General features: G+C 74.9%; 12 protein-coding genes. 8 read left to right on the top strand and 4 right to left on the bottom strand.

Features of this window, described 5'->3' with window-relative positions:
• Positions 1 to 272: 272 nt before the first annotated feature.
• Positions 273 to 830 carry a PH domain-containing protein gene (locus OHA99_RS16425; RefSeq protein ID WP_194279976.1) on the bottom strand — a complete coding sequence of 186 codons (558 nt, stop codon included), beginning with the start codon at positions 828 to 830 and terminating at the stop codon, positions 273 to 275.
• Positions 831 to 861: 31 nt separating this feature from the next.
• On the opposite strand from OHA99_RS16425, the gene OHA99_RS16420 reads away from it, so the two are divergent.
• Positions 862 to 2,013: an NADH-quinone oxidoreductase subunit D gene (locus OHA99_RS16420; protein ID WP_153178614.1), complete on the top strand. Its 1,152-nt coding sequence runs from the start codon at positions 862 to 864 to the stop codon at positions 2,011 to 2,013.
• Here the strand turns inward: OHA99_RS16420 and OHA99_RS16415 are convergent.
• The gene (locus tag OHA99_RS16415; RefSeq protein WP_405696390.1) at positions 1,978 to 3,075 is read right to left on the bottom strand and encodes an SAM-dependent methyltransferase; all 1,098 of its coding nucleotides are present in this window, start codon (positions 3,073 to 3,075) and stop codon (positions 1,978 to 1,980) included. The two genes, OHA99_RS16420 and OHA99_RS16415, sit on opposite strands and share 36 nt — an antisense overlap.
• A gap of 385 nt (positions 3,076 to 3,460) precedes the next feature.
• On the opposite strand from OHA99_RS16415, the gene OHA99_RS16410 reads away from it, so the two are divergent.
• The 3 genes from OHA99_RS16410 (at position 3,461) to OHA99_RS16400 (ending at position 6,104) form a co-directional block, all read left to right on the top strand.
• Entirely contained in the window at positions 3,461 to 4,666 is a 1,206-nt protein-coding gene (locus OHA99_RS16410; RefSeq protein ID WP_153178612.1) for a sensor histidine kinase, read from the top strand.
• 91 nt (positions 4,667 to 4,757) lie between these two features.
• Positions 4,758 to 5,432 carry a response regulator transcription factor gene (locus tag OHA99_RS16405; protein ID WP_153178611.1) on the top strand — a complete coding sequence of 225 codons (675 nt, stop codon included), beginning with the start codon at positions 4,758 to 4,760 and terminating at the stop codon, positions 5,430 to 5,432.
• 39 nt (positions 5,433 to 5,471) lie between these two features.
• Entirely contained in the window at positions 5,472 to 6,104 is a 633-nt protein-coding gene (locus OHA99_RS16400; RefSeq protein ID WP_165685222.1) for an AAA family ATPase, read from the top strand.
• A gap of 40 nt (positions 6,105 to 6,144) precedes the next feature.
• Here the strand turns inward: OHA99_RS16400 and OHA99_RS16395 are convergent, their stop codons facing one another.
• On the bottom strand, positions 6,145 to 7,251 hold the full coding sequence (locus tag OHA99_RS16395) for a DUF5937 family protein (RefSeq protein WP_405696387.1): 1,107 nt from the start codon (positions 7,249 to 7,251) through the stop codon (positions 6,145 to 6,147).
• Between the two features lie 386 nt (positions 7,252 to 7,637).
• Positions 7,638 to 8,822 (bottom strand): threonine aldolase family protein, encoded by a 1,185-nt coding sequence (locus tag OHA99_RS16390; RefSeq protein ID WP_405696384.1) that lies wholly within the window; start codon positions 8,820 to 8,822, stop codon positions 7,638 to 7,640.
• Between the two features lie 201 nt (positions 8,823 to 9,023).
• Between OHA99_RS16390 and OHA99_RS16385 the strand changes: the two genes are divergently transcribed.
• Genes OHA99_RS16385 through nadC form a run of 4 tightly spaced genes read left to right on the top strand, consistent with a single transcriptional unit; the run spans position 9,024 to position 13,853 of the window.
• On the top strand, positions 9,024 to 10,121 hold the full coding sequence (locus OHA99_RS16385) for a DUF2520 domain-containing protein (RefSeq protein ID WP_366473938.1): 1,098 nt from the start codon (positions 9,024 to 9,026) through the stop codon (positions 10,119 to 10,121).
• On the top strand, positions 10,118 to 11,128 hold the full coding sequence (panC, locus tag OHA99_RS16380; RefSeq protein ID WP_153178606.1) for a pantoate--beta-alanine ligase: 1,011 nt from the start codon (positions 10,118 to 10,120) through the stop codon (positions 11,126 to 11,128). The genes OHA99_RS16385 and panC overlap by 4 nt, the downstream gene beginning before the upstream one ends.
• Positions 11,125 to 12,858 (top strand): L-aspartate oxidase, encoded by a 1,734-nt coding sequence (locus OHA99_RS16375; protein WP_153178605.1) that lies wholly within the window; start codon positions 11,125 to 11,127, stop codon positions 12,856 to 12,858. Before panC ends, OHA99_RS16375 begins: the two co-directional genes overlap by 4 nt.
• A 5-nt stretch (positions 12,859 to 12,863) precedes the next feature.
• Entirely contained in the window at positions 12,864 to 13,853 is a 990-nt protein-coding gene (nadC, locus tag OHA99_RS16370) for a carboxylating nicotinate-nucleotide diphosphorylase (protein WP_153181829.1), read from the top strand.
• The last annotated feature ends 5 nt before the right edge of the window (positions 13,854 to 13,858 follow it).

Raw genomic sequence — 13,858 nt, 5'->3', positions numbered from 1 at the left:
GGAGCCAGGGATGCCCGGGCCGGTCCCCGGAACGTCGGGGGAGCCCGCCGTACGGGCGGCCGCCCCCGGCACGCGACCCGGGGCCGCTCCCGCGCCGGGGCGCGGCTCCTTCAGGGCGCCGTCGGGGCCTGCCGCGTTCGCCCGGCGCGCCGGGGCGGGCTCTTGGGTGCCGTCCGCCGGGGCGTCGGCACCGCTCCCGACTCCCGTCGTACCGCCCGACGTGCCGCCCGTCGTACCGCCCTCTGCCCGGCCCTTCTCCGCCCCGGGCCCGCTCACAGTCCCGCCGATCGGGCCTCGCCCAGCTCGGTGAGGCGGTCGCGGAGGCGTTCCGCCTCGGCCGGGTCGAGGCCGGGGATGGTGGCGTCGGTCGCGGCGGCCGCCGTGTGCAGCTGCACGCTGGCCAGGCCGAAGTGCCGCTCCACCGGCCCGGAGGTGACCTCGACCAGCTGCATGCGCCCGTACGGGACGACGGTCTCCTCCCGCCACAGCACGCCCCGGCTGATCAGCAGGTCGTCGGCGCGCTCGGCGTACCGCCACGAGCGCCAGTTGCGCTCCAGCATCACCCAGCCCCAGGCCATCAGGGCCAGCGGCAGGAGCGCCAGACCGGCCCAGAAGGGGTCCAGGAACAGCGCGGGCAGCAGGCCCCCGGCGAGCGTCAGCAGGCCCAGCCACACCACCAGCAACAGCCGCCGCATGCGCAGCAGCCCCGGGGGCAGGCCGGTCCACACCGGCTCCTCCCGCGGCGGACCCGCGGGGCCCGCCGCCCCTGCCGGAGCCGCCGCCTCGGTCGCCCCCGCCTTGCCCGTGTCGTCCGGGCTCCCCGTCTCCATGGGGCCAGCGTACGTAGGGGAGACTGTGTTCATGACTCCTACGACGGAGACCACGGTCGGTATCGGCGGTGCCGCGGAGAGCACCGACATGGTGCTCAACATCGGCCCCCAGCACCCGTCCACCCACGGCGTGCTGCGGCTCAGGCTGGTTCTGGACGGCGAGCGCATCACGAGCGCGGAGCCGGTGATCGGCTACATGCACCGCGGCGCGGAGAAGCTGTTCGAGGCCCGTGACTACCGTCAGATCATCATGCTCGCCAACCGCCACGACTGGCTGTCGGCGTTCTCCAACGAGCTGGGCGTCGTCCTCGCCGTCGAGCGGATGCTCGGCATGGAGGTCCCCACGCGCGCGGTGTGGACGCGGACGCTGCTCGCCGAGCTGAACCGGGTGCTCAACCACCTGATGTTCCTGGGGTCGTACCCGCTGGAGCTGGGCGGCATCACCCCCGTGTTCTACGCCTTCCGGGAGCGGGAGGTCCTCCAGAACGTGATGGAGGAGGTCTCCGGCGGGCGCATGCACTACATGTTCAACCGCGTCGGCGGTCTCAAGGAGGACCTTCCGGCGGGCTGGACCACACGCGCGCGTGCCGCCGTCGCCGCCGTGCGCTCGCGCATGGACGTCTTCGACGACCTGGTGCTCGGCAACGAGATCTTCCGGGGGCGCACGCGGGGCGTGGGCGCCCTGTCCCCGGAGGCGGTGCACGGCTACGGCGTCAGCGGCCCGATCGCGCGCGCCTCCGGCGTCGACTTCGACCTGCGCCGCGACGAGCCCTACCTGGCCTACGGCGAGCTCCAGGACACGCTCCGGGTCGTCACCCGCACCGAGGGCGACTGCCTGGCCCGCTTCGAGGTCCTGCTGGCGCAGACGCACAACGCCCTGGACCTCGCCGACGCCTGCCTGGACCGCCTGGCCGAGCTGGCGCCGGGGCCGGTCAACCAGCGGCTCCCGAAGGTACTCAAGGCGCCCGAGGGCCACACCTACGCCTGGACCGAGAACCCGCTCGGCATCAACGGCTACTACCTGGTCAGCAAGGGCGAGAAGACCCCCTACCGGCTGAAGCTGCGCTCGGCGTCGTACAACAACATCCAGGCGCTGGCGGAGCTGCTGCCCGGGACGCTGGTCGCGGACATGGTGGCGATCCTGGGGTCACTGTTCTTCGTCGTCGGCGACATCGACAAGTAGCCCCTCGGCGTCGACCGGCCCCACCGGCTGGAGCAGCCACCAGAAGCCGCCCAGGCCACCGCGCGCGGTCAACTCGGCGGCCTGGGAGGCGCCCGCGAGAGCGCGTACGTACGCCGCCGGGTCGGCGGAGGCCAGCGCGAGCGGGGGGCGGGCGGCCGTGACACCCAGCGCGCGCAGAACCTCTCGCTGGGGGCGCAGAAGCGCATCCGGGGGCGCGTACTCCGGAGCGCACCTCGCGGTGGGGGCGGTCGCGCACGCGTCCAGCGCGACGTGCGCGGTGATGTCGCACGACCCGTCGGGCACCGGCTCCGTCTCCCGCCCCTCCCGGAAACCCGTGAGCGTCCCGAAGGGGGGCCGGGTGGCCGCGGTGTGCGCGTAGTCGGCGGCCACCGCGAGCCCGCCGCCCCCGCCGTCCAGCGCCGCCACGGCGGACGCCCAGGCCTCGTCGCGGGGGAGCCCGATCTCCGCCCGCAGGCCCTCCTCGCCGCTCAGCGGCCACCACCGGGCCAGCCAGTCGGCCTCCGCCCCGGCCACCGCCTCCCCGAGCCGCTCGGCCCCGTCGCCGCGCACGAGCACGCGGCGCGCCACGCCCGCGGCGTCCACCTCCGCCACCTCCACCGGCACGTTGTCCAGCCACTCGTTGGCGAACAGCAGCCCGGTGACGCCGTCCGGCGGCTGGGCGAACCACCGCACCCGCCGGTCGAGACCCTCGGGCCGGGCGGCGACCTCGACGGCGTACGCGCGCGTACGGGCCGCCACGTCGGCGGGCAGGGCCGCCAGCACCCCGGCGGCCAGCTCGCCCCGTCCGGCCGCCATGTCCACGAAGTCCAGCGGGTCGGGCCGGCCCAGCGCCTCGTCGACCCGGCACAGCAGCCGTGCCACGGCCCCCGCGAACAGCGGCGACGCGTGCACGGACGTCCGGAAGTGCCCGGCGGGCCCCTCGGGAGCGGTGCGGTAGAACCCCTCGGGCCCGTAGAGCGCGTCATGGGCGGCCCGCCGCCACCCCCGCCACTCCCCACCCGTCTCCGCAGCCCCTCTGAACCCTTCCGTCCCTGGTGTCACGGGCCAAGGTTAGGGGGTGTCGTTTGGATCAGGCCGGCTCCGGGCGGCGGTGCCTTGTTGCCGACGTGAGCGGGGGCGATGGGGGCCCCTCCCGCGCGAGCGAAGCCGAGCGTGGGGGAGCGTGCAGCTGCAAGGCGGAGGAGGGCGACAGGGCGGAGCCCTGGCAACCGACGACAACGCCGCTGGGGGCACCTCCCACGCCCTTTAGGCAGTGGGGGAGGGCGTGCCAGGCCCCGCGGCCCCGGCAGGATCCGAACGACACCCCCTGAGGGTCACGCAGGCGTACAGAAGACCGGGGCCTCCACCTTGCGGAGTATGCGGGGGGAGTACGGATCGGCCCTTCGGTTGACCCCTGCACCTATTCCTCTTCCCTACGCTGGGTTACGTGCAGCGCCTCTACGATTTCCTCCGCAGACACCCGACCGGGGTCGACTCCTTCTGGGCCGCCGTCGTGCTCGGAATCTCCCTGGTCTCTGCGGCGAACCCCGGGACGCGTGCGGACGGGACGGACAGCCTGGCGCTGATCGTCCCCGTCGTCGTGCTGCTCGGTGTCGTGATCGCGCTGCGCCAGCGGATGCCGGAGCGGATGCTGCTGCTCGCCGTCGCGATCGGCGTGGGGCAGCTGGCGCTCGACGTCTCGACGATGCCCGCCGACTTCGCCTTCCTCGTGATCATCTACACCGTGGCGGCGACCGGCGCCCGCTGGGCCTCCCGGACCGCGCTGGCCACCGGCCTGTGCGCGGCGCCCCTCGCCACACTGCGCTGGTCCGACAGCGAACTCGGCATGGGCACCACCATCGCCGTGACGGTCTTCCAGGCGGTCCCCTTCGCCCTGGCCTGGGTGCTCGGCGACTCCGTCCGCACCCGGCGCGCCTATTTCGCGCAGCTGGAGGAGCGCGCGACCCGGCTGGAGAAGGAGCGCGAGGCGCAGGCCAAGGTCGCGGTCGCCGCCGAACGCGCCCGGATCGCGCGCGAGCTGCACGACGTCGTCGCGCACAACGTCTCCGTCATGGTGGTGCAGGCCGACGGCGCCGCCTACGTCCTGGACGCGGCGCCCGACCAGGCGAAGAAGGCCCTGGAGACCATCTCCTCCACCGGCCGGCAGGCGCTCGCGGAGATGCGCCGCCTGCTGGGCGTGCTGCGCACCGGCGAGCACAAGGAGGCCGGGGAGTACGTCCCGCAGCCCGACGTCCAGCAGATCGAGGACCTCGTCGAGCAGTGCCGCACCTCCGGGCTGCCCGTCGACTTCAAGGTCGAGGGCACCCCCAGGCAGCTGCCCAGCGGCGTGGAGCTGACCGCGTACCGCATCGTGCAGGAGGCGCTCACCAACACCCGCAAGCACGGCGGGGAGAACGCGGGCGCGAGCGTGCGCCTGGTCTACTTCGACGACGGCCTCGGGCTGCTGATCGAGGACGACGGCAAGGGCGCCCCGCACGAGCTGTACGAGGAGGGCGGCTTCGACGGCCAGGGCCACGGCCTGATCGGCATGCGCGAGCGGATCGGCATGGTCGGCGGAACCCTGGACGCGGGCCCGCGCCCGGGCGGAGGATTCCGCATCAGCGCACTGCTGCCGCTGAAGTCCGCGCACTGACCACCGCACCCGTACGCATGTGCGGCGTTGACACCTGTAAGGCACGACACTGCGGGCACGACACCTGCAAGGCGAAGGAAGAAGAGGCCCGATGGCGATCCGCGTGATGCTCGTCGACGACCAGGTGCTGCTGCGCACCGGGTTCCGGATGGTGCTGGCGGCCCAGCCGGACATGGAGGTCGTCGCGGAGGCGGGCGACGGCGTCGAGGCACTCCAGGTGCTGCGCGCCACCGCCGTGGACGTGGTCCTGATGGACGTCCGCATGCCCAAGCTCGACGGCGTGGAGACCACCAGCCGGATCTGCGTGGACCCGAACGCGCCGAAGGTGCTGATCCTGACCACCTTCGACCTCGACGAGTACGCGTTCTCGGCGCTGAAGGCGGGCGCCTCCGGGTTCATGCTCAAGGACGTGCCGCCCGGTGAGCTGCTCGCCGCGATCCGCTCCGTGCACAGCGGCGACGCCGTGGTCGCCCCCTCCACCACCCGGCGGCTCCTGGACCGCTTCGCGCCGATGCTGCCGGCCACCGGCCAGGAGCCCCGGCAGAAGGAGCTCCAGCGGCTCACCGAGCGGGAGCGCGAGGTGATGGTGCTGGTGGCGCAGGGCCTGTCCAACGGCGAGATCGCGGCGCGGCTCGTGCTGTCGGAGGCGACCGTGAAGACGCACGTCGGGCGCATCCTGACCAAGCTGGGCCTGCGCGACCGCGTGCAGGTGGTGGTCCTGGCCTACGAGACCGGGCTGGTGCGGGCCGGCGGCGGACACGGCTGACGGCCTGTGCGGAGGGCTCCGCGTCGGTAGGGTCTGCGCATGCTCCTGTGGATCAACGGCCCCTTCGGGGGCGGAAAAACACAGACCGCGCACGAGATACGACGCCGGCTGCCCGGCAGCGTCGTCTGCGACCCCGAGCACGCCGGTTTCGGCCTGCGCCGCATGCTGCCGCCCGAGCTGCGGGACGACTTCCAGGACCTGGCCTCCTGGCGGCAGGGGGTCGTGGAGGTGCTGGACCTGGCCCTCACCAAGCACGACGGCGTCGTCGTCGCGCCCATGACCGTCACCGACTCCGGGTACTTCGCCGAGACCGTCGGCCGGCTGCGCGAACTGGGCCACGACGTCCACCACTTCACCCTCCTCGCCGAACGCGGGACCGTCCTGCGGCGGCTGCGCGAGCGCGGACTCGGGCAGGTCCTGCGGTACGTGTCCGGGAAGGGCGCCGGGCCGCGCCGGGAGAGCTGGGCCGTGCGGCAGCTCGACCACTGTCTCGAGCGGCTGGCCGAGCCTGAGTTCGCCGAGCACCTGTGGACGGACCACACGACCGTCCCGAAGACCGCCGACCGCATCGCCGTCCTCGCGGGGCTCACCCTGACGCCCAACAACGAGGGAGCGCTGCGCACCCGGATGCGACAGGCGGGCGTCGGGATCCGGCACATCCGGGTCGACTGACCGGATCGACCGGCCGGCGTACCGGCGGCGACGGGGCGGGCTAGCGCAGGATGCCCTCCAGGAAGTCGCTGCCCAGCCGGGCCACCACCGTGACGTCGAGCTGGTGCAGGACGTACCGGCCGCGTCGCCGGGTGGTGATCAGGCCCGCCTTCTTCAGCACGCCCAGGTGCCGGGATATCTCGGGGGCGGTCATGCCGTGCACCTGCGCCAGCTCGCCCGTGGTGTACTCGCTGCGGGCCAGATACCGGCAGAGCCGCATCCGCACGGGGTTGGACAGCGCGGTCATCCGCATCGTGAGCTGCCCGACCGAGGGCGGTGCGGCCGGCTCGGGGGAGCCGACCGGGTAGTGGAGCACCGGCTGCCAGCCGTGCCGGTGCAGGACCATCAGGTGCGGTCGGCCCAGGCTCGTCGGGACCAGCAGCAGACCGCCGTCCGCCGTCGCCGAACGGCCGTCGCCCAGCTTGTCGACGGTGATCCGGGCGGCGTCCTCGTCCAGCGTCAGCGCCGGGGACACGGCGGACAGCGCCTCCGCGAGGCCCTTGTGGCGCAGCAGGTCCGTCTTGTGACGGGCGTCCGCGGCGAGCTGGTGGCGCACCCGGGACCAGATCTCGGCGAAGAACGCCTCGTCGCAGTCCCGCGCGAACTGCCGCAGCCAGCTCCGGATCCGCGGCGGGTCGGCCAGCAGCCGCTCACTGAAGCGCAGCTGCTGCGGGCCCCGCGCGGCGGCCAGGTCCAGCGCGCGCCGGCGCACCTCGGGGTCGTCGAGCGCCGAGGCCCCGGCGGTGCTGTACGGCAGCGCGCAGGTGAACTCCAGGGCCGCGTCGACGAACTGCTCGTCGGCCAGCTTGTCGAGCAGGTCCAGGTCCTCGTCGAGGGTGGCACCGGGCAGGGTGCTGCGGCCCGGCACCCCGGCGAACGGCATGAACAGGTCCGAGAAGGTCGTCCGCCACAGGAAGTCGGCCTCGCACATCCGGTCCGCCAGGTGCGAGTCGAGCCGGGCGGTCACCCCCGTCGCCCAGCCCTGCAACCCCGGGTGGTGCCCCGGCTCGGACAGCGCGTGCAGCGCCATGCCCAGCTCGGCCAGCGGGGAGGGCACGGCGGCGATCCTCTCCGGCCGCAGCCCCGTGATGTCGATGCGCACGCTCATGTCCCCATGGTGCACGCCGCCACCGACAACGCCGCCGCCGATTGACCGCCGCCGTCAATCGAAGCGGCCGCGGGGCGCGGCCCGGAGCGGTCTCGGCCGCGGCTCGGAGAGCCCCGCCGCCCGCGCCCGCCGCCCGGGCCCACGCCCGCCCCCGCCGCCCGCGCCCGCGCCCGCCGCCCGCGCCCGCCGCCCGGGCCCGCGCCCGCCCCCGGCGCCCGCGCCCGCGCCCGCCGCCCGGGCCCGCCGCCAGCGCCCGCCGCCCGGGCCCACGCCCGCCCCCGCCGCCCGCGCCCACGACCGCCCCCGGTTCCCGGCCGTACTCGCCGGGCGCCCCGGCGCGCGGCCGGGTACGGCGGTCCCCGCGCCGGTGGCGGGTCGTCGGGTCGTCAGAACTTCAGCCGGCCCGCGAAGTCGGCGACCGCCGCCCGCACGTCGTCGGCCGTCCACTCGAGGCCCGACTCGCCCACCGAGACCTCGGTGAGGGCGAGCCCGGGGCCGCCCGCGTCCCAGGGGCTGGAGAAGAGCATCGTCCCCGTCTCCTCGGCCTGCCGGAGCGCGGCCTCACCGGCGGTGTCGGGGGCGCAGGGCAGCCAGACCTGGAACTCGTGCGTGTGCGGCACCTCGGGGTGCACCCGCGCCCACGGCAGCCCGGCCGCCGCGAGGCCCTCGCGCAGCGCGGCGGCCACCACGCGCGCGTGGGCCACGTACGCGGGCAGCCGGGGCAGCTCGCGCGCCAGGCCCGCCAGGGCGGACAGCGCCGTGGGGAACTGCTGGAACACCTGACCGCCGTACCGGTGCCGCCAGGCCTTCGCCTCCTCGACCAGCGTGCGGGGGCCGGCCAGGGCGGCGCCGCCGTAGCCGTTGAGGGACTTGTAGAACGAGACGTACACGCTGTCCGCCAGGCCCGCGATCTCGGCCAGGGGGCGGCCGAAGTGGGTGGTGCACTCCCACAGGCGGGCCCCGTCGAAGTGCACGACCGCGTCGCGCTCCCGGGCGGCCTCGACGACCTCGGTGAGCTCCTCCCAGGTGGGCAGCAGGTAACCGGCCTCCCTGAGCGGCAGTTCCAGCATCAGTGCCCCGAACGGCTCGTCGAAGCCGCGCACCTCGTCGGCGGTCGGCTGCCGGGGCGCGTCGGTCAGCCGTACCGGGCGCAGCCCGCTCACCCGGCTGAAGGCGTTGCGCTCGTGCAGCTCGGGGTGGCCCAGCCCGTGCAGGGCGACGACCGGGTTGCCGGTGCGGCCCGCCCAGCAGCGCAGGGCCACCTGCTGGGCCATGGTGCCGGTCGGGAAGAAGGCGGCGGCCTCGGTGCCGAGCAGGGCGGCGGTCTTCTCCTCCAGGGCCGCCACGACGCCGTTGCCGTACATGTCGGAGGGCTCGTCGAGGCCGTACAGTTCGTCGGCCCCGTCCAGCAGGGCGATGCGCTCCCGCAGGGTCGAGACGAAGCCCGGGCGGGCGAGTACGCGCCGCGCGCCGCGAAGGGCGGCCACGCGTCGCTCCCGCTGCCGCTGGTGCCACTGTTCCTCGGGTTCCGTCGGTTCGGCCGCTTCCGACCGCTCTGCCGTATCACTCATACGGGGATCATGGCGCGCGGGCGGCGCGTCCGGCACCCGGGTTTCTCCACAGGTTCCGACACGCGCGCGCGGTGTGTGCTCCGCCATCGCGCGGAAACCCACAGGCTGTGGACAACCGGACGCCGTCCGGACCGATCGCGTTAACATGACGAGAAATCGTCCGGTACCCCGAGCGGACTGGAACGGGAAGGCCGCCGTCGCGTGAACACAGCCCCACAACCAGACCCCAAGGACCGCCCCGCGCGGCTCACCGTAGGCGTGGTCGGCGCCGGGCGGGTGGGCCCCGCGCTGGCCGCGTCCCTCCAGCTCGCCGGGCACCGCCCGGTGGCCGTCTCGGGGGTGTCCGAGGCCTCCAGGAGGCGCGCCGCCGCCCTCCTGCCCGACGTGCCGCTCACGACGCCCGCCGAGGTCCTCCGGCACGCCGAGCTGGTGCTGCTGACCGTCCCGGACGACGCGCTGCCCGGCCTGGTGACCGGGCTCGCCGAGACCGGGGCGGTGCGTCCGGGGCAGCTCCTGGTGCACACCTCCGGGCGGTACGGCGCACGGGTCCTGGACCCCGCGCTGCGTGCGGGCGCCCTGCCACTGGCCCTGCACCCGGCGATGACCTTCACCGGCACCCCGGTGGACGTCCAGCGGCTGGCCGGCTGCTCCTTCGGCGTCACCGCGCCCGAGGAGCTGCGGCTGGCCGCCGAGGCCCTGGTCATCGAGATGGGCGGCGAGCCGGAGTGGATCGCCGAGGACCGGCGCCCGCTGTACCACGCGGCGCTCGCCCTGGGCTCCAACCACCTGATCACCCTGGTCGCCCAGTCCATGGAGCTGCTGCGCACGGCCGGTGTGACGGCCCCCGACCGGATGCTCGGCCCGCTGCTGGGCGCCTCCCTCGACAACGCCCTGCGCTCCGGCGACGCGGCCCTCACCGGCCCCGTGGCGCGCGGGGACGCGGGCACGGTCGCCGCGCACATCGAGGAGCTGCGCGCCCACGCCCCCCAGGCCGTCGCCGGCTACCTGGCGATGGCCCGCGCGACCGCCGACCGCGCCCTGGACCACGGCCTGCTGAAGGCCGAACTCGCCGAGGACCTGCTCGGGGTACTCGCCGACGGAGCCACGCCAGCCACCGGACGCACCGGAGCCGGCGGACACACCGGAGCCACCGGCACCGAGGGAGTCACCGGCACCGACCGGGCGCCCGGCCCCGACGGAGACCCCGGCGCCGAGGGCATCGACGACCCCGAAGGCTCTGACGACCCCGAAGGCACCGGCGAAGGCACTGACGAAGGCACCGACGGAGGCGCCCGATGACCCGTACCCCGCCCGCGCTCCTGCGCACCGCCGACGAGCTGCACGCGCGCGTGCGCCGCGGCCGCCGTGCCGTCGTGATGACCATGGGCGCCCTGCACGAGGGCCACGCCACCCTGATCCGCACGGCGCGCGACCTCGCCGGACCGGACGGCGAGGTCGTCGTCACCGTCTTCGTGAACCCGCTCCAGTTCGGCGCCGGCGAGGACCTCGACCGCTACCCGCGCACCCTGGACGCCGACCTGGAGATCGCCGGCCGGGCGGGCGCCGACGCCGTCTTCGCCCCCTTCACCGACGAGGTCTACCCCGGCGGCGAGCCCCAGGTGCGCATCACCGCCGGCCCCATGGGCGAGCGGCTGGAGGGCGCCTCCCGCCCCGGCCACTTCGACGGCATGCTCACCGTCGTCGCCAAGCTGCTCCACCTCACCCGGCCCGACCTCGCCCTCTACGGCCAGAAGGACGCCCAGCAGCTCGCGCTGATCCGCCGCATGGTCCGCGACCTGAACTTCGGCGTGGAGATCGTCGGCGTCCCCACCGTGCGCGAGGAGGACGGCCTGGCCCTGTCCAGCCGCAACCGCTACCTCTCGACGGCGGAACGCCGTACCGCCCTCGCGCTCTCGCAGGCGCTCTTCGCCGGCCAGGACCGGCACGCCGCCCAGGAGGCGCTCTGCGCGCGGGCCCGCGAAGTGCCCGCCACCCGGGCGCGCGCCGAGGCGCTGGGCGCCCTGGGCGAGTCCCGCGCGGCGGCCGACGCCCACGCCGTCGCCACCTCCGCCCCCGGCAGCGCCACGGCCGTCCGGGACGCCGCCCGCCTGGTGCTGGACGACGCGTCCCGCGCCACCCCGCCCCTGGAGCTGGACTACCTCGCCCTGGTCGACCCGTCCGACTTCACCGAGATCGGCGACGACCACACCGGTGAGGCCGTCCTCGCCGTCGCCGCCCGGATCGGCGCGACCCGCCTCATCGACAACGTCCACCTCACCTTCGGATCCCTCGGAGCCGCCTCGTGACCAGCACAGGCATACGACTGCACGCCCCCGCGCCCGGCTGGGCCATCGCCGCGGACGTGGTGGTCGTCGGCTCGGGCGTCGCGGGCCTCACCGCCGCCCTGCGCTGCGAGGCCGCCGGCCTGACGACGGTCGTCGTCACCAAGGCCCGCCTCGACGACGGCTCCACCCGCTGGGCGCAGGGCGGCATCGCCGCGGCCCTCGGCGAGGGCGACACCCCCCAGCAGCACCTCGACGACACCCTGGTGGCCGGCGTCGGCCTGTGCGACGAGGAAGCGGTCCGCACCCTGGTCACCGAGGGCCCCGACGCCGTACGCCGCCTCATCGCGACCGGCGCGCACTTCGACGAGTCCACCGAGGGCGGCCTGGCCCTCACCCGCGAGGGCGGCCACCACCGCCGCCGCATCGCCCACGCGGGCGGCGACGCCACGGGCGCCGAGATCTCCCGCGCCCTGGTCGAGGCGGTACGCGCGCGGGGGCTGCGCACCGTCGAGAACGCGCTCGTCCTGGACCTCCTCACGGACGCCGGGGGCCGCACGGCGGGCGTCACCCTGCACGTCATGGGCGAGGGCCAGCACGACGGCGTAGGGGCGGTCCACGCCCCCGCGGTCGTCCTCGCCACCGGCGGCATGGGCCAGGTCTTCTCGGCGACGACGAACCCCTCCGTCTCCACGGGCGACGGAGTGGCCCTGGCCCTGCGCGCGGGCGCCGAGGTCAGCGACCTCGAATTCGTCCAGTTCCACCCCACCGTCCTCTTCCTGGGCCCGGACGCCGAGGGCCAGCAGCCCCTGGTCTCCGAGGCGGTACGCGGCGAGGGCGCCCACCTGGTGGACGCGGACGGCGTGCGCTTCATGCTCGGGCAGCACGAACTGGCGGAACTGGCCCCCCGCGACATCGTCGCCAAGGCCATCACGCGCCGCATGCAGGAGCAGGGCGCCCAGCACATGTACCTGGACGCCCGCCACTTCGGCGCCGACATGTGGGAGCGCCGCTTCCCCACGATCCTCGCCGCCTGCCGCGCCCACGGCATCGACCCGGTCACCGAGCCGGTCCCCGTCGCCCCGGCCGCCCACTACGCCTCGGGCGGCGTGCGCACCGACCCGCACGGCCGTACGACGGTCCCCGGCCTGTACGCGTGCGGCGAGGTCGCCTGCACCGGCGTGCACGGCGCCAACCGGCTGGCCTCCAACTCGCTCCTCGAGGGCCTGGTCTACGCCGAACGCATCGCCGCCGACGTGGCGGCGGGCCACGCGGCCGGCGCCCTCCACGCGCGCGTGCCGGCCCCCCTGCCGCACCCGGCCCACCCGGAGCACCCCCTTCTCCCGCCCGAGACCCGCCTCACGATCCAGCGGATCATGACGGACGGCGCCGGCGTCCTGCGCTCGGCCGACTCCCTCACGCGCGCGGCGGACCGGCTGCACGCCCTCCACACGGAGGCCCGCGAGGCCCTGCACGACAACGGCAAGACGGCCGAGCCGGGCGTCGACACCTGGGAGGCCACCAACCTCCTGTGCGTGTCCCGCGTCCTGGTCGCGGCGGCGACCCTGCGCGAGGAGACCCGCGGCTGCCACTGGCGCGAGGACCACGCCGAGCGCGACGACACGGCGTGGCGCCGCCACGTCGTCGTACGCCTGAACCCGGACCGTTCCCTCGCCGTGCACACCACGGACACGCCAGAATTCCCCCCGACCGTCCACGGCGCCCAGCCGACGCACCGTCCCCAGGAGCAGTGACAGCAGTGAACCCCTCCGACCCCACCGAACTCCCCCTCGCCTCCGGCGGAGGCTGCGGCGACGGCTGCGCCTGCGGCGCGGACACCGAAGAAGACACCTACATGGAGTGCGGCCTCGACCCGGCGCTCGCCGCCCTCCTGCTGGACTCCGGCCTCGACCCCGTCGAGGTCGAGGACATCGCGAACGTCGCCATCCAGGAGGACCTGGCGGGCGGCGTGGACGTGACGACCGTGGCGACCATCCCCGAGGACGCGGTGGCCACGGCCGACTTCACCGCGCGCGAGGCGGGCGTCGTGGCGGGCCTCAGGGTCGCCGAGGCGGTGCTGTCGATCGTCTGCACGGACGAGTTCGAGGTGGAGCGCCACGTCGAGGACGGCGACCGTGTGGAGGCTGGCCAGAAGCTCCTCTCCGTGACCACCCGCACCCGCGACATCCTCACCGCCGAGCGCAGTGCGCTGAACCTCCTGTGCCGCATGTCGGGCATCGCGACGGCCACGCGCGCGTGGGCGGACGTCCTGGACGGCACGAAGGCCAAGGTCCGAGACACCCGCAAGACGACGCCGGGCCTGCGCAGCCTGGAGAAGTTCGCGGTGCGCTGCGGCAGCGGCGTCAACCACCGCATGTCCCTCTCGGACGCGGCCCTCGTCAAGGACAACCACGTGGTCGCCGCGGGCGGCGTCGCCGAGGCCTTCAACGCCGTGCGCGAGAGCTTCCCGGACGTGCCCATCGAGGTCGAGGTCGACACCCTGCACCAGCTGCGGGAGGTCGTGGACGCGGGCGCCGACCTGATCCTGCTGGACAACTTCACGCCCGACGAGTGCGAGGAGGCGGTGGCCCTGGTCGCCGGCCGCGCCGCACTGGAGGCCTCGGGCCGCCTCACCCTCGCCAACGCCAAGGCGTACGCCGACACGGGCGTCGACTACCTGGCGGTGGGCGCCCTCACCCACAGCTCCCCGATCCTGGACATCGGCCTGGACCTGCGAGCGGCGGAGTAGATCCC

Source organism: Streptomyces coelicoflavus (genome assembly GCF_045041415.1).
In the GTDB taxonomy this organism is placed as follows: Bacteria; Actinomycetota; Actinomycetes; order Streptomycetales; family Streptomycetaceae; genus Streptomyces; species Streptomyces coelicoflavus.
Note: the sequence above shows the minus strand (reverse complement) of the source record. Positions and strands in the feature narration are given on the sequence as shown.